Here is a 22,502-nt window from a genome sequence, read left to right as displayed (position 1 = left end):
CGACCGGGAACCGACCGCTCACCGCGCACGGTCCCGGACCCTTCGCCCCGCCCCCGGATCGGCACCACGCCACCGCGCCCCGGACGATGCCCCGGCGGACCCCCGTCTTCCCCGGTTGCCCCCAACCGGCCCCGCCCTGACGTTTCCCCGGGAGGGGGCCCGTCGTTGGGGGACAACATGAGACAAAACGACAGGGGTGCCGCCGGTCTCACCCGGCGGCGCGTGGCGGCCGCACTGGCCGCCGCATTCCTCGGTACCGGCCCGCTCACCGGCTGCTCGGCGGACGGCTTCCGGCTCGACGAGATGCTCGGCAAAGGGCAGACGGAACGGATCCGCATCAGCCCCGGCCACGGCGAACGCGGTGTGCGGCCCGGGCACGGAATCGAGGTCAGGGTGCCCAGCGGGCGCCTGGAGGCCGTGAAAGTGGTCAGGCAACAGGACGCGCAGCAGCATCCGGTGCCGGGCCGGATCTCCGAGGACGGCCTGCGCTGGACCCCGGACGACCCCCGACTCGCGCTCGCCGCGAAGTACGAGGTGGACGTGGTCGCCCTGGACGGCCACGGCCGCCGCTCGGCCCGCCATACGACGTTCACCACGCAGGTGCCCGACGAGCGCTTCATCGCGTATGTGAAACCGGAGATGCGCTCCACCGTCGGCACCGGGATGATCGTCTCCCTGGAGTTCAACCGCGAGGTCGAGAGCCGCGCGGCCGTCGAACGCGCCGTGACGGTGACCGCGCAGCCGCCGGTGGAGGTCGCCGCGCACTGGTTCGGCTCCGGCCGGGTGGACTTCCGGCCGCGCGAGTACTGGAAGCCCGGCACGAAGGTGACGGTCGAACTGCGGCTGCGCGATGTCGAGGCGGCGCCCGGCGTGTACGGACTGCAGCACAAGACGTTCTCCTTCACCATCGGGCGCAGCCAGCGCTCCGTGGTCGACGCCGAGGCGCACACGATGGAGGTGCACCGCGACGGCAGGCTTCTGTCCAAGGTGCCGATCTCGGCCGGATCGTCCAAGACGCCCACGTACAACGGCAAAATGGTGATCACCGAGATGCTGGACGTGACCCGGATGAACGGGGCGACCGTCGGCTTCACGGACTCCGACGGCAAGGGCGAGTACGACATCAAGGACGTCCCGCACGCCATCCGCCTCACCACCTCCGGCACCTTCCTGCACGGCAACTACTGGGCGGACTCGACCGTCTTCGGCAAGGAGAACACGAGCCATGGCTGTGTGGGCCTGCGCGACGAGAAGGGCGGCAGCGGCGACACCCCGGCCGGCTGGTTCTTCGACCGTTCCCTGATCGGCGATGTGGTCGAGGTGCGCAACTCCGAGGACAAGACGGTGGCCCCCGACAACGGACTGGGTGGCTGGAACATGCCCTGGAACAAGTGGAAGGCCGGCTCCGCACTGAACTAGGGCGGGCTCCGCGCTGAACCAGCGGGTGTCCGGCGGGATCAGGCCGCCGGACACCGGCGGCCCCGGGCAGGCGGGTGGGGGGGGCGGTGAAACCCCCAGCCCCCTGCCCGAGTTGGGACTGAACGGTGACCTTCCAGGCCCCCCACCTCCCGAATTCCTGTGATAACCCTTGCGGTACGCATGCAATAACCATGCGTGAGCACCATGGGGAGGGCCGCACCGAGGCCCTGGGAGGGGAGAACACGACGTGAACGGGCGACCGATATCGGGGGCATCGGTTGATGCACGCAGGCACCGTATCCGCGCATCCCTGGCGCTGATCACCGGTAGCCTTCTGCTCACGGTGACCGCCTGCGCCGGCGGCAGCGGCGGTGGGGGAGACGACAAGAAGGACGACAAGGGCAGCAGCTCGGCCCAGGCCAAGCCCAACACCCCCTCCGTGGCGGTCGTCGGCATCGCCCCCGAGGACGGCGCGAAGGACGTGGCCACCAGCGGCGCCCTCAAGATCACCGCCCAGAAGGGCAAGCTGACCGAGGTCAAGGTCGAGGACACCCAGGGCAACGCGATACCGGGCGAGATCACCGCCGACGGCAGCGGCTGGCAGCCCGCACACCACCTCGCCGCCTCCACCAAGTACAAGGTGCACGCCACGGCCGAGGACTCCGAGGGCCGGGTGGCCGCGAAGGACACCACCTTCACCACCCTCACCCCCAAAAACACCTTCATCGGCCACTTCACGCCCGAGGACGGCGACAAGGTCGGCGTGGGCATGCCGGTCTCCTTCAACTTCACCCGCGGCATCACCGACCCGGAGGCCGTGACCAAGGCCATCGAGGTCACCGCCGAGCCCGCCGTCGAGATCCGCCACAAGTGGTACGGCAACGACCGCCTCGACTTCCGCCCCGAGGAGTACTGGAAGCCCGGCACCGAGGTCACCGTCAAGCTGAACCTCGACGGCGTCGAGGGCCGCCCCGACGTCTACGGCACCCAGGCCAAGTCGTTCAGCTTCACCATCGGCCGCCGCCAGGTCTCCACGGTCGACGCCAAGGCCAAGACCATGAAGGTCGAGCGGGACGGCAAGGTCATCAAGACCATCCCGATCAGCTCCGGCGCCCCGGCCACCCCCACGTACAACGGCCAGATGGTGATCACCGAGAAGCTCAAGGTGACCCGGATGAACGGTGACACGGTCGGCTTCGGCGGCGAGTACGACATCAAGGACGTCCCGCACGCGATGCGTCTGTCGACCTCCGGCACGTTCATCCACGGCAACTACTGGGCCGCCTCCTCCGTCTTCGGCAGCTCCAACACCAGCCACGGCTGTGTCGGCCTTGACGACGTCCGCGGCGGCTACGACAAGAAGGTGGCCGCCGCCTGGTTCTTCGACCGGTCGATGATCGGCGATGTGGTGGTCGTCAAGAACAGCAAGGACAAGACCATCCAGTGGTGGAACGGCCTGAACGGCTGGAACCTCGACTGGGACGAGTGGGAGAAGTAGTTCCTGCCTGACGTGGGGGCCCGGGGCGCTCGCCCCCGGGCCCCCACGGCGCGTGAACGCCCGCTAACCTCCGTACATGACCGTCTCTCTGGAAATCTCCGCCGGCGTCGGCACCATCCGCCTCGACCGCCCGCCGATGAACGCCCTCGACGTGGCCACCCAGGACCGCCTCAAGGAACTGGCCGCCGAGGCGACGAGCCGCGATGACGTACGGGCCGTCGTCCTGTACGGCGGGGAGAAGGTGTTCGCGGCGGGCGCGGACATCAAGGAGATGCAGGCGATGGACCACACCGCGATGGTCCTGCGCGCCCGCGCGCTGCAGGAGGCCTTCACGGCCGTCGCCCGCATCCCCAAGCCCGTCGTCGCAGCCGTCACCGGCTATGCGCTCGGCGGCGGCTGCGAGCTGGCGCTCTGCGCCGACTACCGCATTGCCGCCGACAACGCCAAGCTCGGCCAGCCCGAGATCCTGCTCGGCTTGATCCCGGGGGCCGGCGGCACCCAGCGCCTGTCCCGCCTCGTCGGCCCGTCCCGCGCCAAGGACCTGATCTTCACCGGCCGTATGGTCAAGTCCGATGAGGCCCTCACGCTCGGTCTCGTCGACCGGGTGGTGCCCGCTGCCGAGGTCTACGAGCAGGCGCACGCCTGGGCCGCGAAGCTGGCCCAGGGCCCGGCGATCGCGTTGCGCGCCGCGAAGGAGTCGATCGACCAGGGCCTCGAGGCGGACATCGACACCGGCCTCGCCATCGAACGCACCTGGTTCTCCGCGCTGTTCGCCACCGAGGACCGCGAGCGCGGGATGCGCAGCTTCGTCGAGGAGGGCCCCGGAAAGGCCAAGTTCCTCTGACAGCCTTATCCAGACCTTAAGAGAATCTTAAGGATGCCTTGGCCAGAACTCTGTGTGATCAACCGCGGGCGGGCTGTCATCGCAGGTCGCAGGGGGCGCACAGGGGGCTTAAGTGCCGCAGGCATATGCCGACAGCGCCCCTCGGAGCCGTCCTCTCCGGGGGGCGTTTTCTCACGTAACGGCTCCAAGACGCCCTGTCTGACGCCATGATGGGGACATGGCGGGGCTGGAGAGCAGCGAGCACACACGGTCACACGGCAGTACGACCGTGTCGCGGTGGACCCCTGCCGTTGAGGATGAACGGGCCCTGAAAGCCCTGGAACTTTTCGGGAACCCCACGGAGGACGAAGTCCCGCTGCCCTCGCGGCCCGAGTCCGCGGGCGCCGCCCGCCGCCTCGCCCAGATCGTGGTCCTGCGCCACTGGGGCCTGTCCCCCCAGGTCGCCGAGGTGGTCGTGCTGCTCGTCTCCGAGTTGGTGGGCAATGCCGTACGGCACACCGGGGCGCGGGTGTTCGGCTTACGCATGCTGCGGCGGCGGGGCTGGATCCGTATCGAGGTCCGCGATCCGTCCCGGGGGCTGCCGTGCCTGATGCCGGTCCAGGAAATGGACACCAGTGGCCGCGGCCTCTTCCTCGTCGACAAGCTCTCCGACCGCTGGGGTGTCGACCTGCTGCCGCGCGGCAAGACCACCTGGTTCGAAATGCGGACCACGGACCGCTGAGCCCGCCGGTTCCGGCCCGGTAGTCCGCCTGCCTCCGCCCGGCAGCCCGTCGGCTCTCCCGCTCGGCGCCCGGTCCTGCGGACGCGGAAGTCCCCCGTCATATGCAGAAGCCCCCGTCGCGCCGGGGGTGACGGCGCCTGGGGGCTGCTGCGTACACCGCGGATCTTCGGGGGGTGTGATCCGCGGGTGCTGTGGCGATCGGGCCCGGGTCAATGGGGATCGCGTGTCTCCGACTATGGCAGACGGGCGGTCTCCCTGCCAAAAGACTTTACCTGGACAATCCTGAACATATGGTGACAGTTGCAAGGTGAATCTTTGGTGAGATGGGACACCTGCCTTGTAAACAAGGGTTAAGTGAGCGTTCTGCTAAGACTTCGGTGGGCTGTGGGCTCGGTAGGAGAGCTCTCGGGTGGGCGACCCGCGAACATCGTAAATCGGGTCAATCGTCACTTCTTATGCGATAGCCCCCTTAAATGGGCGCCGTGAACGCCGACCGCCGCGGTGCTCGCGGTAACCACCACGGAGCTGCTGACCTCATGAACTCCCGCATCGCCTTTCGCCGCACCCCGTCCGCCCGCAGCACGGCCGGAGCGCCGGGCTCCGCCCCGCGCTCCCGCGTCCCGGCCCGCGCCCGTCTCCTGGCCGGCGGCCTGGTCGCCGCATCGGCCCTCCTCGCCGCCTGCGGCACGCAGGGGCAGTCCGACGGGACCGCGAAGGAGGCGGCGGTGCTGGAGAAGCAGCAGGAGAAGAAGAAGGGCCCGAAGCCGATCTACGGGCTGCCCGGCATGCCGCCGGTGGAGAATCCCAAGGACATCTACGCGGCGAACCGGGCGGGCAACCTCGCGCCGTTCATGAAGAAGGTCAAGGAACGGATCTACGTCCCCAACACCAAGTCCGACACCGTCTCGGTGATCGACCCCAAGAGCTTCAAGGTCGTCGACACCATTCCGGTCGGCAACCATCCGCAGCACGTCGTGCCCTCCTGGGACATGAAGACCCTGTGGGTCAACAACAACCGAGGCAACACGCTCAGCCCCATCGACCCGCTCACCGCCGAGCGCAAGGCGGACGACGTCGAGGTCCACGACCCGTACAACCTCTACTTCACGCCCAACGGCAAGCACGCCGTCGTGATGGCCTCGCTCGACCGCGAGATCGTCTTCCGCGATCCGCAGACGATGAAGCGTCAGCACACCGAGCCGGTCAGCTGCTACGGCGTCAACCATGCCGACTTCTCGCTCGACGGCCGCTACTTCATCGTGTCCTGCGAGTTCTCCGCCGAACTGCTCAAGGTCGACACCGAGAAGATGAAGGTCGTCGACCAGATGAAGCTGCCCTTCGAGGGCGCGATGCCGCAGGACGTGAAGATCTCACCCGACGGCAAGACCTTCTACATCGCCGATATGAAGGCGCACGGCATGTGGGTCCTCGACGGCGAGAAGTTCACGACCCCGAAGCTCCTGCCGACCGGCAAGGGTTGCCACGGCCTGTACATCTCCCGCGATTCCAAGGAGATGTACATCCCCAACCGAGGCGAGGGCTCCATCTCCGTCTTCGACTTCGCCAAGAACAAGCTCACCAAGAAGTGGTGGCTGCCGGACGGCGGATCCCCGGACATGGGCGGCGTCTCGGCCAACGGCAATGTGCTGTGGCTGTCCGGGCGCTACGACGACGAGGTCTACGCGATCGACACGCACAGTGGGGTCCAGCTGGCCCGGATCCCGGTCGGCGCGGGCCCGCACGGACTCGCGGTCTACCCGCAGCCGGGCCGCTACTCCCTGGGCCACACGGGCATCTTCCGCTGACCCGGCTGACCCGGCCGACCCGGCCGATCAGGCACCCCGGCCGATCAGGCACCCCGGCCGCCCCGGAACCGACCGGGTGCGGGCGCACCTCCCAGGCGCCCGCACCCGGTCACCCGCCGTTCCGGTCCGGAAGCGACCCCTGTCCCGGGGCCCCCGGGCCAGGGGTCGCTTCCGGCTCAGCGTGCGTAGAACACCACCTCCGAGCCGACCGGCCGGAACCCGGCGGCCTGGAAGGCCCGCACGCTCCGCGCGTTGCCCGGCGCCTGCTGTGCCCACAGCACGGAACCCCCGGGTACGAGATGCCGCGCGGCCTGCGCGAGCAGCCGCCCGAGTCCCCGGTGCCGTATGTCCTCGTCGACCTCCACCGACGCCTCCCAGCGTCCGGCGAGTCCCCGCCCGAGCGCGAGCAGCCCGCCGTCCGCGGTCCATACCCGCACGTCATCGCGGCGCTTGCGGGCATACGCCACCCGCGGATGCTCCGGATCCTCGATCTCCCGGAGCGCGAGCGGCGGTTCCCCGCCCAGCGGGGTGGCCATCGTCAGCAGATCGACGTTGTCGGTCCGCCGCCCGGTCCGCTCCATGAACGCCGCGAGGAACTGCGGGTTCATCGTGGCCGCCAGCGGATCGCAGTCGATGGCGGCGAGTGTCCGGCGCACCCACCTGGGGTCCTCGTCGGTGAACACCACGGAATGAGCCGTGAACGCGATCATCCCGGCGTCCCGCGGATTCGGTTGCGGCACGATCGTCGTCGTACCGTCCGGCGCCGGGAAACGCCCCGCCGCCACATCGCCCAGGATCGTGCCGAGCGCGCTGTCCATCCATACCCCCAAAATTCCCTCACCCGTGGCGGGAGCGGGCCCGGTGCGCACGACGCCTCGGGGTCTTGCCGCACTTCGTACGGGCGGGTGGCTAATCTGACCCGGTCAGTTCAGCACCAAGAAGGGGTGGAAGTCATGGCGGACATCGAGGCGGCTCGCGCCGAGTTCAACCGGATCGACACGGACGGCGACGGTCTCATCACCGCCGCCGAGTTCAAGACGGCGCTCGCCCAGGGCGGCGACTGGAACGTCACCGAGGCGGTGGCCGAGGCCGTGATCCGCGCCCAGGACCTCGACGGCGACAAGAAGCTGTCCTTCGACGAGTTCTGGACCCACCTCAACAAGGCGTGACCCACGCCTCAACAAGGCGTGACCCACGCGAACCCGGCGTGAGCCACGCGAACCCGGCGTGAGCGACGAGCGCGCCGGTGCGGGTCGCGGACCCCCACCGGCGCGCGGTTCCCACTCCGGAAACCGGCCCTCAGTGCTCGCAGAGCGAGAACGACCGCTCGTAGAGATGGTCGTTGTGCTCGTCGACGAAGAACTTCCGCTCCTGCATGAGCTGTTCCCTGTGCATGAGCTGTTCCCTGAAGCCCTCGGGTCCCTCCAGGGGCATGGTCGAGGTGTCGGCCCGGGGCTGCTGCGGCGGCACAGCGGCGGCACAGCGGAAGTCGAGACGATCGGCCGCGGGTCGACCAGGAGGAACGCCAGGCTCTGCGGTGTCCGGGGCGGCTCGGGTCCGCGAGCCGGGGTGAGGGCGGTCGAGGAGGGGCTCGCCAGGTTCGCGGCGCACGGTGTGGGCGTGGAGAGCTGCCAGTTCGGACTCGACGGAAGCGACGACGCGAAGGCCCTGCGCGCGCAGGCCCTCGTCACCGAGGCGCTGCGCGCGCGGATGGGAGTGCGTCGTCGTCGTCGGCGGTCTGCGGCACGCCGATGACCAGGTCGAGCTCCTGGAGCAGGTGATCGACCTGATCCGGCGGCACTGCCCGGACACACCCCTCGCGTTCAACAGCGAGCCGGCCACCCCGTCCGAGGCCGCGGCCCGCTGGATCACCATCCCGTGAACAGCAGGTGGTTCAGGGTGAGCGCCACCGCCGCCTGGGCCCCGAGCCACCAGCGCGCGGTGCGGGCGGGCAGCAGCGCGGTGGCGGGGATCAGGAACATGATGAAGGGCAGCCAGATCCGTTCCGTCTCCGCCTTGCTCATCCCGGACACGTCGGCGACCAGGAGCGTGAGCAGCGCGGCAAGGACGAGCACGGACAGACCGTCCGCGGGCCTGGGCGTGCCGGCCCGCAGCCGGCGGGCCACGCCCGTGGTGCCGTGCAGCATGCGGCGCAGACCGGCGAGCGAGGCGAGACCGGCCGCCAGGACCGTGCAGGCCAGGTTGGCCCAGATGAAGTACGCGTAGGGGCGGACGCCGCCCGCGCCCTGGTAGTAGCGCTCCACGAGCAGGTGGTAGGCCTCCCACCAGTTGAAACCGAGGAGTGCGAGCAGCGCCGGGAAGACCGTGGCGCCCGCGAGGAACCACGGGATGGGGCGCCAGGTGCGGGTGAGCAGGAGCACGGCCGCGAGGACGATCGCGAAGAGCGGGAGGCCGTACGAGAGCTGTGTGGTCAGGCCGAAGAGGAGACCGGAACCCGCCGCCGCGAGCGCCGGGAAGCGGACGCCGCGGGTCGCCGCCAGGGCGAGCAGCGCGGTCGTCCACGCGGTGACGGCGGCGAAGTAGCCGTCCGCGGAGGCGCCCACCCAGATCGCGGCCGGGGCGAGTGCGAGGAACGGTGCCGCCCTGCGGGCGGGGCCGTCCCCGGCGAGCGTGCGCACGGTGAGCAGCACCGCCACGGCGGCCGTGCTGCCGACGGTGATGCAGAAGACCCCGGCCCAGGCCCCGCCGCCCAGACCGATCCGGTCGAGGAGGACGAAGGTGAGGGTGGCGCCCGGCGGGTGCCCGGCGACATGGGCGGGCCAGTTGTCGGGGGCGTCGATGAGGATGTGTGCGGAGAAGTCCCGCAGGGTCGCCGGGATGTCCCCGAAACGGTCGATGACCTGCAGATACTCGTATTTCGTGGTGAGCCGCTCGGCGATGCCGCGATACCAGCCGTCGATCAGCGCGAGCGACCAGATCCAGGCCAGCGAGGTCCCCCAGGTGGCCCACAGGAGCGTGCGCCGTCCGAGCCGTACGGCCAGCGAGGGGCCGTAGGCGATCACTGCCACGGCGATCGCGGCCGCCGCCGGGGTGCCGGGGCCCAGATGGGGGCGCCACTTCGCGTAGAGCGGCGGCCAGTTGAGGTGGATGGATCCCGTGCTGTTCTGGACGGCGGTGCCGACGACCGCGGCGATGACGACGAGCAGCACACCGCCCAGGGCGACCCGCAGGTCCCGCCGCGTCTCGACGGGCGGTTCGCCGGGGGGCTCGGTGCCGCTGCCGGTCGCGTCCGTGCCGGTGGCGTCCGTGCCGGTGGCGTCCGTGTCGTGGTCGGCCTCGGCCGCGGTCTCGGTGGCGTCCGTGCCGGTGGTGTCCGTGTCGTGGTCGGTCCGGCGCGCGCGGTCGCCTGCCTCGTGGGTGCTGGGGGAGTTCACGCCCGCACCGTAGGACGCGGGGGTGGCGCTCGGGTGGTGCGGCGGGTGGATGTCAGCGTTTCGTCACACGTCGCTCGGCCATCGGGGGGCGCCCGCGCCGTACCGTCGAAACCATGAGTCGACCCTCGCGAACCAGCTCCCCGGACCGGCCCGGGTTCTGGCGCAGCCCCCTGCGCGGGCCATGGCTGACGGCGGTGCTCGGTGTCGTCCTGCTGGTGGGGATCACCGTGGTGTCCCTGACGGGTCTGCTGTCGTACGCCGCGTACAACCCGGACCTGTCGCCGGTGAACGACAGGACACCGGGCAAGGGCATCCTCGGCTTCTATCTCTTCGACTGGCCGACCGATCCGCACTGGCTCTACCGCCTCACCCAGGGCCTGCACGTCACCGTCGGGATCGCGCTGATCCCGGTCCTGCTCGCCAAGCTGTGGTCGGTGCTGCCCCGGCTCTTCGAGCTGCCGCCGGTCCGCTCGCCCGCCCACGCCCTGGAGCGGCTCTCGCTGCTCCTGCTCGTCGGCGGGGTGCTCTTCGAGACCGTGACCGGGGTGCTCAACGTCCAGCTCGACTACCTCTTCCCCGGCTCCTTCTACCGGCTGCACTTCTACGGCGCCTGGGTGTTCCTCGGGGCGTTCGTCGTCCATGTGGCACTGCGGCTGCCCGCCGCGCTGCGGATGCTGCGCGGGCCCGGACTGCGCGAGCGGCTGCGCTCCACCGAACCGGAACCCTACGAACCCGGCGGCCTCGCGCCGTCCGACCCCGCCCCCGCGAGCGTCACACGGCGCGGCGCGCTCGGCATGGTCGGCGCGGGCTCACTGCTGCTGTTCGCGACGAACGCCGGCCAGAACTTCGACGGCCCGCTGCGCGCCACCGCCCTGCTCGCCCCGCACGGCGGCGGCGAACCGGGCACCGGGCCGAACGGCTTCCAGATCAACAAGACGCCCGCCGCCGTCGGCATCCGCCTCGCCGACCTGGAGGAGGACCGCTGGCGGCTGGTCCTCGACGGCCCGGCCGGCCCCGTACGCCTGACCCGCGCCGAACTGCTCGCCCTGCCGCAGCACAGCGCGGCGCTGCCCATCGCCTGCGTGGAGGGCTGGTCGACCTCCGACCAGTGGTGGCGGGGTGTGCGGCTGCGGGATCTGGCCGGGCTCGCCGGATACGAGGAGGGGCGCGCGATGCCCGATGTGCTGGTCGAGTCGGTGCAGACGCGCGGAGCGTTCCGCCGCGTCGCGCTGCGCGGCAACCAGGTGGGCGATCCGCGCTCCCTGCTCGCCCTCGAGGTCAACGGCGAGACGCTGTCCACCGATCACGGCTACCCGGCACGCGTCATCGTCCCGGCGGCACCCGGGGTGCACGCCACCAAATGGGTGAACCGGATGTCGTTCGGGGAGCTGACGTGACCATCGGGGAGCTGACATGACACAGGAACCCATGCCGCCCGGGCAGCCGGAGGGCGAGCGGGAGCGTACGGAGCCGGAGCCGGAGCCGGAGCCGGGGCCGGAGCCGCGGGTCCCCGGGGCGTCGCAGGGCGCGGAGCCGGAGGCGCGGGCCCACGGGGCGCCGCAGGGCGCGGAGCCACAGGCGCGGTCACCGGAGGCGGTCGCCCCGGAGCCTGCGCCCGTGAAGCCGGCGCTGCTGCAGCGCTTTCGGCGGCGCTACGGTGCGGGCCCCCTGCAACTCCTGCTGCTCTGCGCCTCCTTCGCCCTCGCGGGCTACGCGGGCCTGCGGCTCCTCGGCGAGCAGAGCCTCGCCGTCGCCGCGTGGTTCGTGGGTACGGCGCTGCTGCACGACCTCGTTCTCGCACCGCTGTACGGCCTGGCCGACCGCGCCGTGAACGGGCTCGGTGGGCGGCGCCACCCGCGCGTCCCGGCGTCCTACGTACGGGTGCCGGCCTTTCTGTCGGGTCTGCTCCTGCTGGTCTGGTTCCCGCTGATCACAGGGCGTGTGGCGCGCTACGAATCGGTCACCGGGCTGCCCGCGGGGGTGTTCCTGCCGCGCTGGCTGCTGCTGTCGGCCGCGCTGTTCGCGGCCTCGGCGCTGCTGCTCGCCCTGCGGGCGGTGCGCGGGCGGCGCAGCGCCAGGAAGTGACGGCCCCGGCTGGTCCACTGCTCGGCCGTACGCCAGCCCAGCGCCCCGGCCCGGTGCAGCAGGGCGGTGGTGCCGAGCCGGGCCCAGGGGAAGTGCGCCTCGCCCTGCCCCTCGTCCCGCCCGTCGTCGACCCTGACCCACACCCGCTCGTCCACATCGACCGGCGCGGTCTCGGCGATGAGCAGGCCGTCGGGGGCGAGGAGTTCGGCGAGCCGGTTCAACAGGGCTGCCGGGTCGCCGCCGATGCCCGTATTGCCGTCGAGCAGCAGGACCGTGCCCCAGCGCCCCTCGCCGGGCAGGGGGTCGAAGACCGAGCGGCGCAGCGCCGGAGCGCCCAGGCGGCGGGTGCGGGCCACGGCGGCCTCGCTGACGTCGATGCCGAGGACGCGGCGACCCTGTGCGGCGAGCTCGACCGCGAGCCTGCCCGGGCCGCAGCCGACGTCCAGGACACTTCCCTCGCTGCGGCCCAGCGCCGAGAGATCGGCCGTGTCGGCGGCGGCGCACCACCGCTCCACGTCCAGCGGCAGCAGCCAGCCGTCGCTGCGCCGCAGGAACAGCGGGCCGCGGCCGCGGTGCAGCGCCCTGGTGTACGGATCGGCGCACCAGGACGCGGGCGGCACCTCGGACTTGGCGGCGCGCGCCGTGGCGGCACGGGCACGCCCCGGCGCGGCGTTGCTCATCGGGCCTGTCCCGCTTCGCAGCCCGCCAGCGCCGCCGCGAACCGGCCGTCCGGCGCATGGGCGGCGACAAGCCGGGCGTCCTCGGCCGTGTCGACATCCCGCAGCCGGGGCAGCATGCCCACCCGCAGCCCCGCGGCGGTCAGCCGCCCGAGCTGCGCGGCGCCGGTCGAGGGGACGGACATCGGGACCCCGCGCAGCAGCCCGGGGTCGGGTGAGGCGAGGCCGAGCGCCCAGAAACCGCCGTCGACGGCGGGCCCGAACCAGGCGTCGTGCTCCCGCCAGGCCCCTTCCCGGAGCGCCGGGTCCAGGAGCTCCGGGCTGAGCTGCGGAGTGTCCATGCCCACCAGGAGCGCCGGTCCCGCGCACCCGGCGAAGGCCGCGGCGAGACGTTCGTCGAGGCCCCCCGCGGCCTGCGGCACCACCGTGAACCCGGGCGGCAGCCACGGCCCCGGCGTTCCGTCGAGCACCAGGATCCGCTGCCGGGCGGGCGCAAGGAGCAGCGCGTGCAGGGTGTCGGCGAGGGCGGCGGCCGCGAGTTCGGCGGCCTGCTCGGGCGTGTACGGCGGCGTCAGCCGCGTCTTCACCCGTCCGGGGCGCGGCTCCTTGGCGATCACCAGCAGGGTCGTGGCCCCGGTCGGCCGCGCGGAGGTCCCGGTCGGCCGTGTGGCGTCCCCGGTCGGCCGCGCGGAGGTCCGGGTCGGCCGTGTGGCGTCCTCGGTCCGCCGTGTGGTGTTCCCGGTCATCGGCCCGCCCCCTCGCGTACGGCAGGCTCGGCGAGCACGGCGCGCATGTCCCGTACGGCCTGCCAGGTACCCCGCCAGGTCCCGGTGACCTTGGAGCGGCCGGTGCGCGGCAGATACGGCACGTCGTACTCCTCGATCCGCCACCCGGCGTCCGCGGCGCGCACCACCATCTGCAGCGGATAGCCGCTGCGCCGGTCGCTCAGCTCCAGGCCGAGCAGATCCGCCCTGCGGGCGGCCCGCAGCGGGCCGATGTCGTGCAGCCGCACGCCGGTGCGCCGCCGCAGCATCCGGGCGAGCGCGAGATTGCCCGCGCGGGCGTGCAGCGGCCAGGCCCCGCCGCCCTGCGGCCGCCGGCGGCCGAGCACGAGGTCGGCGCGGCCCTCTGCGATCCGCCGGACGAACGGGGCGAGCAGGTCGGGGTCGAGCGAGGCATCGCAGTCGCAGAAGCACACGATGTCGGCCTCGGCCGCGAGCAGCCCGGCGTGGCAGGCGGCGCCGAAGCCCCGCCGAGCCTCGTGCACGACCCTCGCGCCGAGCGAGCGGGCGAGGTCGGCCGAGCCGTCCCGCGAGCCGTTGTCGACCACGATGGCGCGCCAGCCCTCCGGGATACGGGCGAGCACCCAGGGCAGCGCCTCGGCCTCGTCGAGACAGGGCAGCACCACGTCGGCGGTCACGGTGGCCGCTGGGGCGGGTTCACCAGGGGAGGGGGAGGAGGTGTGGGTCACGTCCTTCACCCTACGAACCGGAAAGGGGTATAACGGGCATCGGATTCTTACGAAACGCGGACGCCTGCCCTCCCGCCCCGTCCCGGCCCCTCCCGTACGCCGCCGGGGTGCGAGGCTTGCCGTATGGAGCGCATCGAGCCCTTGGAGACAGCAGCGCGGGACGGCGGCGGCCCGCCCGCGGGAGCGCGGATCCTGGTCGTGGACGATGATCCGACCGTCGCCGAGGTCGTCGCGGGCTATCTGAGCCGGGCCGGCTACGAGGTCGTACGCGCCGGGGACGGCCCCACCGCCCTGGAGCAGGCCGCCGCGCACCGGCCCGCCCTGGTCGTGCTCGACCTGATGCTGCCCGGCATGGACGGCCTGGAGGTCTGCCGCAGGCTGCGCGCCCGTGGCCCGGTGCCGGTCATCATGCTCACGGCGCGCGGGGACGAGGATGACCGCATCCTCGGCCTGGAGATCGGAGCGGACGACTACGTCACCAAGCCGTTCAGCCCGCGCGAACTCGTCCTCAGGGTCGCCTCCGTGCTGCGCCGCGGCCGGGCCCGCGCCTCCGCTGCCGCGGCCGCCGGGCCCGGAGAGCTGAGGGCCGCGGGGCTCACCGCCGATCCGGGATCCCGGCGCGCCACCAAGCACGGCAGGGAACTCGCCCTCACCGTCCGCGAGTTCGACCTCCTGGTCTTCTTCCTGCGCCACCGCGGCCGCGCTTTCGGGCGCGAGGAGCTCATGCGCCAGGTGTGGGGCTGGGACTTCGGCGACCTCTCGACGGTCACCGTCCACATCCGGCGGCTGCGCGGCAAGATCGAGGACGATCCCGCGCGGCCCGAACTGATCAGGACGGTGTGGGGGGTGGGCTACCGTTTCGACGCGCCGGACGGGGGCGACGCGCCCGACGGGGGCGATGCTCCGGAGGCGGCACACGCGCCGGTCGCGGCACACGCGCCGGTCGCGGCACACGCGCCGGTTGCGGCACACGCGCCGGTTGCGGCACACGCGCCGGTCGTGGCACACGCAACACAGCACACGACGGTTGCCCAGGACGCGACGGCCGCACGGGACGCGACGACTGCCCGGGACCCGGAGGGAGAGCGGCCGTGAAGGACATCCTGCTGATCGCCCTGCTTGCCTTCGCCGGAGCCGCCGCCACCGGTCTGCTCGGCGCCGTCGTCCTGCGCCGCCTGCGCGACCGCTCGCTCGTCGTCTCGCTGGCCGTGGTCGCCTCCGTCGCCGTCCTCGCGATGCTCGCCGGAACGCTCGTCGTGGCCTGGGAGATGTTCCTCTCGCCGCACGACCTGACCGTGGTGACCATCGTCGTGGCGATGGCGGCCGTCGTCTCCCTCGCCACCGCGCTGCTGCTCGGCCGGTGGGTGGTGGCCGGCAGCCGGGACCTGACCGCGGCGGCCCGTTCCTTCGGCGAGGCGGGCAGCTTCGCCGCCCCCACCGCACCGGTCACCGCCGAACTCGCCGAACTCACCCGCGAACTGGAGGCCACCAGCGCCAAGCTCGCCGCCTCCCGCGACCGGGAACGCGCCCTCGAATCCTCCCGGCGCGAACTCGTCGCCTGGATCTCGCACGATCTGCGCACCCCGCTCGCCGGGCTGCGCGCGATGGCCGAAGCCCTGGAGGACGGTGTGGCCGAGGATCCGGACCGCTATCTGCGCCAGATCCGTACCGAGGTCGAGCGCCTCAACTCGATGGTCGGCGACCTCTTCGAACTCTCCCGCATCCACGCGGGCGCCCTGGAGCTGACCCGCTCCCGGATCTCCGTGTACGACCTCGTCGGCGAGGCGCTCGCCGGGGCCGATCCGCTGGCCCGAGAATGCGGTATCCACTTGGTGGCCGATGCCGAACAGAGCGCGGCGAGGGCACCCCTGGAGGTGGACGGCAAGGAGATGGGCCGTGTCCTGGGCAACCTCCTGATCAACGCCATCCGCCGCACCCCGCCCGACGGCACCGTGGCCGTGGCCGCGCGGCAGACCGAGGACGCCGTGGTCCTCTCGGTCACCGACAGCTGCGGCGGCATCCCGGAGGAGGACCTGCCCCGGGTCTTCGACACCGGCTGGCGCGGCAGCCATGCCCGTACACCTCCGGCCGGGGCCGGACTCGGCCTCGCCATCGTGCGCGGCATCGTCGAGGCCCACGAGGGCCGCGCCGGGGTGCGCAACGTCAGCGGCGGCTGCTGCTTCGAGGTCACGCTGCCGGTGGCGCACGCGTAGCGGCCACGCCGTAGTCGGCTGCAGAGGTCACGCCGGCGCCGGCTGCAGCGGCCACGCCGCCGTCGGAGTACGGGTCCGGTCACGCCGGCACCCGTACGCGCGGACGTCACCCCGCCGCCGTCGCGGCCGCCCCCGGACGCAGCGGGGCGGTGGCGAACTCCTTCATGCCGGTGGCGAAGTCCACCTGCGGCAGCCAGCCGAACTCCGCGCGCAGCCGCGCCGAATCGGCGGTGATGTGCCGGACGTCGCCGAGCCGGTACTCGCCGGTGACGACCGGCTCGGGACCGCCGTACGCGGCCGCGAGCGCCGCCGCCATCTCCCCGATGGTGCGCGGCTGCCCACTGCCGGTGTTGTACGCCGCGAACCCCGCACCCGATGTTTCGGACCCCGGCCCCGACCCGGTTCCGCCACTGCCCCCGGCCTCCAGAGCGACCGCGTTCGCCCGCGCGACATCCCGTACGTGGACGAAGTCGCGCCGCTGCGCCCCGTCCTCGAACACCCGCGGTGCCTCGCCCCGCTCCAGCGCCGAGCGGAAGAACGAGGCCACCCCCGCGTACGGCGTATCGCGGGGCATCCCCGGCCCGTACACGTTGTGGTAGCGCAGCGAGACCGCCCGTCCGCCGGTCGAGCGCGCCCACGCGGCCGCCAGATGCTCCTGGGCGAGCTTGGTCGTGGCGTACACATTGCGCGGATCCACGGGCGCGTCCTCGCCCACCAGACCCGGCCGCAGCCCGGCGCCGCAGTGCGGGCAGCGGGGCTCGAAGCGGCCGGCCGCCAGATCCTCGACGGCCCGCGGCCCCGGGCGGACCACCGCGTGCTCGAGGCACTCGTAGCGCCCCTCGCCGTAGACCACCATGGACCCGGCGAGCACCAGTTCCCGCACCCCGGCCCGCGCCATCGCGGCGAGCAGCACGGCCGTGCCGAGGTCGTTGCAGCCCACGTACGCGGGTGCGTCCGCGAAGTCCTGGCCGAGCCCGACCATCGCCGCCTGGTGGCACACCGCGTCCACACCGCGCAGCGCGGCCCGTACCGCCGTCTCGTCCCGCACGTCCGCGCGCACCCACTCCACGCCCTCGCGCGGCTGGGGCGTGGGCGGGTGCGGATGCACGGCGGGCAACAGGGCGTCGAGCACGACGACTTCGTGCCCGCGCCCGGTGAGCACCTCGACGACATGGGACCCGATGAACCCGGCACCGCCGGTGACCAAGACGCGCATACCGCCACGCTAGGCCCGCTCCGGCCCGCGGACCCGTTACGGCCCGCGCCCGTCACACCTCCGTAAGACATCCGCCCGTAGGACTCGGCGGCCGGCATCCGGTGAAGTGGCGTCCGGTGAGCCCGGTGAGCCCGGTGAGCCCGGCGACTGGCGTCCGGCGAACCCGGCGACAGGCGTCCGGCGAGCCCGGTGAGCCCGGCGGCCGGCATCCGGTGAGCCCGGCGAACGGCATTCGGTGAACCGGCGGCCGACCGGCGGGTGGCTGCCTCAGCGGCTGCTCCTCGCGACATAGACGGTGTTGGTGGCCGTCCTGCCCTGCAGCGGGTTGTCGAAGGGCACGACCTGGGCCTCCGCCTCCGCGAAGACCTCCCCGAGCGCCGCGAGGAAGGGCTCGTCCGGCGGGTCGTTCGACCACAGGGCGAAGACACCGCCGGGCCGCAGCTGGGCGGCGAGGCGGCGCAGCCCCTCGGGCTCGTACAGCGCGGCGTGCCGCGGATGCAGGACGTGCCGCGGTGAGTGGTCGACGTCGAGGAGGACCGCGTCGAAACGGCGCCCCGGCTCCGCCGGGTCCAGGCCGTCGGGGGAGGCGGCCAGGGCGAAGAAGTCGCCGTGTGCCAGGCGGCAGCGGGCATCCGAGGCGAGCCCTTCGCCGAGTGGCACAAGTCCCCGCTCGTGCCAGTCGATCACCTCGCCGAGCGCGTCGATCACCACCAGCGAACCCACCCGTGGGTCGTCGAGCACCGCACGGGCCGTGTAGCCGAGGCCGAGACCGCCCACGGCGACATCGAGCCCGTCCCCGTCGAGCGGGCGCAGGCCGAGGCGGGCGAGGGCGATCTCGCCCGCCGTGAAGAGGCTCGACATCAGGTACTCGTCGCCGAGCTTGACCTCGTAGACGTCCTCGCCCGACGACGGATCCCGCCGGCGCCGCAGACTGATCTCGCCCATCGGCGTCGGTCGCCAGTCGAGCTCCTGGAAACGCAGGCTCATCCGCTCCTCGTTCTCCTTCTCGGCTTCTCGGCTTCTCGGCTTCTCGGCTTCTCAGGCGTCGATGACGACGGGGATGATGAGCGGCTTGCGGCGGTGGGTGCGGAAGGCCCAGTTGGCGACCGCGCGGGCGATCAGCTGCTCCAGCTGGTGCGCGTCGCCGATGCCCTCCTCCGCCGCGGCGGCCAGGGTCTTCTCGATGACGGGGATGACGGGCTCGAAGGTCCTCTCGTCGTGTACGAAGCCGCGGGCCAGGAAGTCGGGCGGCTCGGTGAGCGCGCCGGTGTCTGCGTCGACGAGCGCCACCACCGTGACCACGCCCTCCTCGGCGAGGGTGCGGCGGTCCTTGAGGGAGGCCTCGGTGGCGCCGCCGACGGTCATGCCGTCCACGTACACGTATCCCGCGGGCACCTTGCCGGTGATCGAGGCCCGCCCGTCGACCAGGTCGACGACGACTCCGTCCTCGGCGATGATCACGCGCTCGGGATCGACGCCGGTACGGATCGCGAGGTCGGCGTTGGCCTTCAGGTGCTTCCACTCGCCGTGCACCGGCATGACGTTGCGGGGCCGGACGATGTTGTAGCAGTACACGAGCTCACCGGCGCTGGCGTGACCCGAGACGTGCACCTTGGCGTTGCCCTTGTGGACGACGGTGGCGCCCCAGCGGGTCAGGCCGTTGATGACGCGGTAGATGGCGTTCTCGTTGCCGGGGATGAGGGAGCTGGCGAGCAGCACCGTGTCGCCCTTGCCGATGCGGATCTGGTGGTCGCGGTTGGCGATCCGGGACAGCGCCGCCATCGGCTCGCCCTGCGAGCCGGTGCACACCAGGGTGATCTTGTGGTCGGGCAGCTGCTCCAGTTCCTTCGTGCTGACCACCAGGCCGGACGGGACCGTGAGGTAGCCGAGTTCCCGGGCGATGCCCATGTTGCGGACCATGGAGCGGCCCACGAAGGCGACCTTGCGGCCGTGCTGGTGCGCGGCGTCGAGGACCTGCTGGATGCGGTGCACATGGCTGGCGAAACTGGAGACGATCACCCGCCGGGGCGCGGTGCGCATCACCTGTTCGATGGCCGGGTTCAACTCCTGCTCGGAGGTGGTGAACCCGGGCACCTCGGCGTTCGTGGAGTCCGTGAGGAAGAGGTCGACGCCCTCCTCGCCGAGCCGGGCGAAGGCGCGCAGGTCGGTGATGCGCTCGTCCAGCGGGAACTGGTCCATCTTGAAGTCGCCGGTGTGCAGCACGAGACCGGCACCGGTGCGGACGGCGACCGCGAGACTGTCCGGGATGGAGTGGTTGACGGCCACGAACTCGCAGTCGAACGGGGCGAAGCCGCGCCGGTCGCCCTCGCGGACCCGCACGGTCTTCGGCCGGATGCCGTGCTCCTTGAGCTTGGCCTCCAGGAAGGCGAGCGTCAGCTTCGAGCCGACGACGGGGATGTCGGCCCGCTCGCGCAGCAGATACGGCACGCCGCCGATGTGGTCCTCGTGGCCGTGCGTGAGCACGATGGCCACCACATCGTCGAGACGGTCCCGGATCGACGTGAAGTCCGGCAGGATCACATCCACACCGGGCTGGTTCTCCTCGGGGAACAGCACCCCGCAGTCCACGATGAGGAGCTTGCCCTTGTACTCGAAGACGGTCATGTTGCGGCCGATCTCACCGAGCCCGCCGAGGGCGACGACCCTCAGCCCTCCCTTGGGCAGTGGCGGTGCGGCTTTCAGTTCCGGGTGTGGATGGCTCATACGCTGACGTTAGCGGAGAGCCGGGCGTGGTGATCGCCTGCTCAGCCCGCCGGGCCCAGCCGACGGCGCAGCGTCGCGGCGAAGTCCTCGGCGGCCGTCAGCTGGGCGCGCAGTTTCTCGCAGCGGGCGTCCGCGATCTTGCGGTAGGCGTCGAGGCGTTCGCGCAGCCGGTCCCGGTCCTCGCCCTGCGGCGGGTGCTCGGGGTCGCCGATCCGGTCGGTGATCTCCAGGAGGTCGCGCATCTCGTCGAGCGAGAAGTCCAGCGGCTTCATCCGGCGCACCACCATCAGCCGCTCCACATCGGCCTCGGTGTAGAGGCGGAAGCCACCCTTGCTGCGGGCGGAAGGGGTGACGAGGCCGACGTCCTCGTAGTGGCGGATCGTACGCAGCGACAGGCCGGTCCGTTCGGCCACCTCGCCGATCTGCATCTGCCGTACACCCGTCATCGCCACGTCTTCTCCTCCTGCGTCCCGCTTCGCCTGTCCGCGGTACGCAACCCATTCAAACCTCGAAGTGACCCAGGGTGTGTGTCTGGAATCACATGATCCGCGGGCTGATTTACCTGCATTTCACAAGCCGCATCTCGCACTCTGCCCTCACGTCAGAGTAGAGTCTTCTGTGCGAGCACCCGCACTGTCGCCAGGACGGTCGGGGCGGATCCGCCGGAACCAGGGCCCCGACCGGGCCCGGACGGCACCCGAAGACTTCCGGGCAATGATGCCCGAGCGGCAGTCGCCGAGGCTGACGCTCCCACCGGCAGGGCCCCCGCCGAGGCCGGGCCGCCGGGGATTCCACCCTCGTCGTGGAGTCGAGTACGACGCGCCCGCGTCCAGCGGCTGGATGTGTGCGCCCGAACAGAAACGGTTGCATGTCCACACCGCTGTCCCAGGCTCCCGGGCTGCGCGCCCGTTTTCCGAAGTACACGGGCAAGCCGGACTGGCTCGCCTCCCCGAAGGTCTTCCGCACCGAGGTCCTCGCCGGTCTGGTGGTGGCGCTCGCGCTGATCCCCGAGGCGATCTCCTTCTCGATCATCGCCGGCGTCGACCCGGCCGTCGGCCTGTTCGCCTCGTTCACCATGGCCGTGGTGATCTCCGTCGTGGGTGGCCGCAAGGCCATGATCTCCGCCGCGACCGGAGCGATCGCCCTCGTCATCGCGCCGCTCAACAACGAGTACGGCCTCGGCCATCTGATCGCCGCCGTCATCCTCGGCGGCCTCATCCAGATCGTCCTCGGCGCGCTCGGCGTCGCCAAGCTGATGCGCTTCGTCCCGCGCTCGGTGATGGTCGGCTTCGTCAACGCGCTCGCCATCCTGATCTTCATGGCCCAGGTCCCCGAGATGCGTGACGTCCCCTGGGCCGTCTACCCGCTGATCATCGGCGGTCTGGCGCTCATGATCTTCACCCCGAAGCTCACCACGGTCGTCCCGGCCCCGCTGATCGCGATCATCACGCTGACCGTCATCACCATCGCCGCCGGCATCGCGGTGCCCACCGTCGGTGACAAGGGCGAGCTGCCGTCCTCGCTGCCGGTGCCGGGCCTGCCCGACGTGCCGTTCACGATGGACACGCTGACCACCATCGCCCCGTACGCCTTCGCCTTCGCGCTGGTCGGTCTGATGGAGTCGCTGATGACGGCCAAGCTTGTCGACGACATCACCGACACCCACTCCAACAAGACCCGCGAGTCCATCGGCCAGGGCATCGCCAACATCGTCACCGGCTTCTTCGGCGGCATGGGCGGCTGCGCGATGATCGGCCAGACGATGATCAACGTGAAGACCTCCGGGGCCCGCACCCGGCTCTCCACCTTCCTGGCCGGCTCCTTCCTGATGGTGCTCTGCGTCGTCTTCGGCCCGGTCGTCTCGGACATCCCGATGGCCGCCCTGGTCGCCGTGATGATCCTGGTCTCGGTCGCCACCTTCGACTGGCACTCCATCCAGCCGAAGACGCTCAAGCGGATGCCGCTGGGCGAGACCACCGTCATGGTCGTCACCGTCGCCTGCGTCGTCGCCACCCACAACCTCGCCATCGGCGTGGTCGTCGGCTCGATCACCGCCATGGTGATCTTCGCCAAGCGGGTCGCCCACCTCGCCGAGGTCTCTGGTGTCGTCGACCCCGACGGCAACCAGGTCGTCTACGCGGTCACCGGCGAGCTGTTCTTCGCCTCCTCCAACGATCTCGTCTACCAGTTCGACTACAAGGGCGACCCGGACGACGTGGTCATCGACCTCACCGACGCGCACATCTGGGACGCCTCCTCCGTGGCCGCCCTGGACGCGATCGAGACCAAGTACGCCGATCGCGGCAAGAAGGTCACGATCATCGGCCTCAACGAGCCGAGCGCCGAGATGCACGACAAGCTCGCCGGACAGCTCACCGCCGGGCACTGACATTTAGCTTTGCCCGTAGCTCTCCGGGATCTTCGGGGGCTGCGT

At 71.6% G+C, this 22,502-nt stretch carries 19 protein-coding genes and 2 pseudogenes; 11 read left to right on the top strand and 10 right to left on the bottom strand.

What is annotated here, in order from left to right:
* Positions 1–303: 303 nt before the first annotated feature.
* The 5 genes from ACLF6P_RS18960 to ACLF6P_RS18940 all read left to right on the top strand — a co-directional run bounded on the left by ACLF6P_RS18960 (position 304) and on the right by ACLF6P_RS18940 (position 6,287).
* Complete coding sequence (locus ACLF6P_RS18960; RefSeq protein WP_415951693.1) at positions 304–1,419, top strand: L,D-transpeptidase; 1,116 nt, start codon at positions 304–306, stop codon at positions 1,417–1,419.
* Positions 1,420–1,666: 247 nt separating this feature from the next.
* Complete coding sequence (locus tag ACLF6P_RS18955) at positions 1,667–2,917, top strand: L,D-transpeptidase (RefSeq protein WP_415951683.1); 1,251 nt, start codon at positions 1,667–1,669, stop codon at positions 2,915–2,917.
* A gap of 76 nt (positions 2,918–2,993) precedes the next feature.
* A complete protein-coding gene (locus ACLF6P_RS18950; protein ID WP_415951682.1) occupies positions 2,994–3,761 on the top strand; it encodes an enoyl-CoA hydratase/isomerase family protein in 768 nt (255 codons plus the stop codon).
* A gap of 217 nt (positions 3,762–3,978) precedes the next feature.
* Positions 3,979–4,482 carry an ATP-binding protein gene (locus ACLF6P_RS18945; protein WP_415951681.1) on the top strand — a complete coding sequence of 168 codons (504 nt, stop codon included), beginning with the start codon at positions 3,979–3,981 and terminating at the stop codon, positions 4,480–4,482.
* 536 nt (positions 4,483–5,018) lie between these two features.
* Positions 5,019–6,287, top strand: a complete 1,269-nt coding sequence (locus ACLF6P_RS18940) for a YVTN family beta-propeller repeat protein (RefSeq protein WP_415951680.1) — start codon at positions 5,019–5,021, stop codon at positions 6,285–6,287.
* Positions 6,288–6,463: 176 nt separating this feature from the next.
* Here ACLF6P_RS18940 and ACLF6P_RS18935 read toward each other — a convergent pair whose 3' ends face one another.
* Positions 6,464–7,105 (bottom strand): GNAT family N-acetyltransferase, encoded by a 642-nt coding sequence (locus ACLF6P_RS18935; protein WP_415951679.1) that lies wholly within the window; start codon positions 7,103–7,105, stop codon positions 6,464–6,466.
* A gap of 135 nt (positions 7,106–7,240) precedes the next feature.
* On the opposite strand from ACLF6P_RS18935, the gene ACLF6P_RS18930 reads away from it, so the two are divergent.
* Positions 7,241–7,456 (top strand): EF-hand domain-containing protein, encoded by a 216-nt coding sequence (locus ACLF6P_RS18930; RefSeq protein WP_415951678.1) that lies wholly within the window; start codon positions 7,241–7,243, stop codon positions 7,454–7,456.
* Between the two features lie 130 nt (positions 7,457–7,586).
* Here the strand turns inward: ACLF6P_RS18930 and ACLF6P_RS18925 are convergent.
* Positions 7,587–7,869, bottom strand: a pseudogene (locus ACLF6P_RS18925) (DUF4246 family protein); the annotation flags it as partial.
* A gap of 38 nt (positions 7,870–7,907) precedes the next feature.
* Between ACLF6P_RS18925 and ACLF6P_RS18920 the strand changes: the two are divergent.
* The gene (locus tag ACLF6P_RS18920; protein WP_415951677.1) at positions 7,908–8,042 is read left to right on the top strand and encodes a hypothetical protein; all 135 of its coding nucleotides are present in this window, start codon (positions 7,908–7,910) and stop codon (positions 8,040–8,042) included.
* Positions 8,043–8,155: 113 nt separating this feature from the next.
* On the opposite strand, the gene ACLF6P_RS18915 is transcribed toward ACLF6P_RS18920, so the two are convergent.
* A complete protein-coding gene (locus ACLF6P_RS18915) occupies positions 8,156–9,457 on the bottom strand; it encodes a hypothetical protein (protein ID WP_415951692.1) in 1,302 nt (433 codons plus the stop codon).
* Positions 9,458–9,795: 338 nt separating this feature from the next.
* Here ACLF6P_RS18915 and ACLF6P_RS18910 point away from each other — a divergent pair, with 338 nt between their 5' ends.
* Positions 9,796–11,079, top strand: coding sequence for a molybdopterin-dependent oxidoreductase (locus ACLF6P_RS18910; RefSeq protein WP_415951676.1), 1,284 nt, complete (start codon positions 9,796–9,798; stop codon positions 11,077–11,079).
* Between the two features lie 552 nt (positions 11,080–11,631).
* Here ACLF6P_RS18910 and ACLF6P_RS18905 read toward each other — a convergent pair.
* The 3 genes from ACLF6P_RS18905 to ACLF6P_RS18895 are packed head-to-tail and all read right to left on the bottom strand — an operon-like array spanning position 11,632 to position 13,915.
* Positions 11,632–12,447 (bottom strand): class I SAM-dependent methyltransferase, encoded by an 816-nt coding sequence (locus ACLF6P_RS18905; protein ID WP_415951675.1) that lies wholly within the window; start codon positions 12,445–12,447, stop codon positions 11,632–11,634.
* Entirely contained in the window at positions 12,444–13,190 is a 747-nt protein-coding gene (locus tag ACLF6P_RS18900) for a TIGR04282 family arsenosugar biosynthesis glycosyltransferase (RefSeq protein ID WP_415951674.1), read from the bottom strand. The genes ACLF6P_RS18905 and ACLF6P_RS18900 overlap by 4 nt, the downstream gene beginning before the upstream one ends.
* Positions 13,187–13,915 carry a glycosyltransferase family 2 protein gene (locus ACLF6P_RS18895; RefSeq protein ID WP_415951673.1) on the bottom strand — a complete coding sequence of 243 codons (729 nt, stop codon included), beginning with the start codon at positions 13,913–13,915 and terminating at the stop codon, positions 13,187–13,189. Before ACLF6P_RS18895 ends, ACLF6P_RS18900 begins: the two co-directional genes overlap by 4 nt.
* Positions 13,916–14,038: 123 nt before the next feature.
* On the opposite strand from ACLF6P_RS18895, the pseudogene ACLF6P_RS18890 reads away from it, so the two are divergent.
* Together ACLF6P_RS18890 and ACLF6P_RS18885 are read left to right on the top strand one after the other, a co-directional pair.
* Positions 14,039–14,800: pseudogene (locus ACLF6P_RS18890) on the top strand (response regulator transcription factor); the annotation flags it as partial.
* Between the two features lie 206 nt (positions 14,801–15,006).
* The gene (locus tag ACLF6P_RS18885; RefSeq protein WP_415951672.1) at positions 15,007–16,128 is read left to right on the top strand and encodes a sensor histidine kinase; all 1,122 of its coding nucleotides are present in this window, start codon (positions 15,007–15,009) and stop codon (positions 16,126–16,128) included.
* Positions 16,129–16,234: 106 nt separating this feature from the next.
* Here ACLF6P_RS18885 and ACLF6P_RS18880 read toward each other — a convergent pair whose 3' ends face one another.
* The 4 genes from ACLF6P_RS18880 to ACLF6P_RS18865 form a co-directional block, all read right to left on the bottom strand.
* The gene (locus ACLF6P_RS18880; protein WP_415951671.1) at positions 16,235–17,344 is read right to left on the bottom strand and encodes an NAD-dependent epimerase/dehydratase family protein; all 1,110 of its coding nucleotides are present in this window, start codon (positions 17,342–17,344) and stop codon (positions 16,235–16,237) included.
* Between the two features lie 267 nt (positions 17,345–17,611).
* Positions 17,612–18,331 carry a polyamine aminopropyltransferase gene (locus ACLF6P_RS18875; protein WP_415951670.1) on the bottom strand — a complete coding sequence of 240 codons (720 nt, stop codon included), beginning with the start codon at positions 18,329–18,331 and terminating at the stop codon, positions 17,612–17,614.
* A gap of 51 nt (positions 18,332–18,382) precedes the next feature.
* On the bottom strand, positions 18,383–20,068 hold the full coding sequence (locus ACLF6P_RS18870; protein ID WP_415951669.1) for a ribonuclease J: 1,686 nt from the start codon (positions 20,066–20,068) through the stop codon (positions 18,383–18,385).
* 41 nt (positions 20,069–20,109) lie between these two features.
* Positions 20,110–20,514, bottom strand: coding sequence for a MerR family transcriptional regulator (locus ACLF6P_RS18865; RefSeq protein WP_415951691.1), 405 nt, complete (start codon positions 20,512–20,514; stop codon positions 20,110–20,112).
* Between the two features lie 422 nt (positions 20,515–20,936).
* Here ACLF6P_RS18865 and ACLF6P_RS18860 point away from each other — a divergent pair, with 422 nt between their 5' ends.
* A complete protein-coding gene (locus ACLF6P_RS18860) occupies positions 20,937–22,457 on the top strand; it encodes a SulP family inorganic anion transporter (RefSeq protein ID WP_415951668.1) in 1,521 nt (506 codons plus the stop codon).
* Positions 22,458–22,502 lie beyond the last annotated feature (45 nt).

Source organism: Streptomyces lothianensis (assembly GCF_047779955.1).
Lineage (GTDB): Bacteria > Actinomycetota > Actinomycetes > Streptomycetales > Streptomycetaceae > Streptomyces.
Note: the sequence above shows the minus strand (reverse complement) of the source record. Positions and strands in the feature narration are given on the sequence as shown.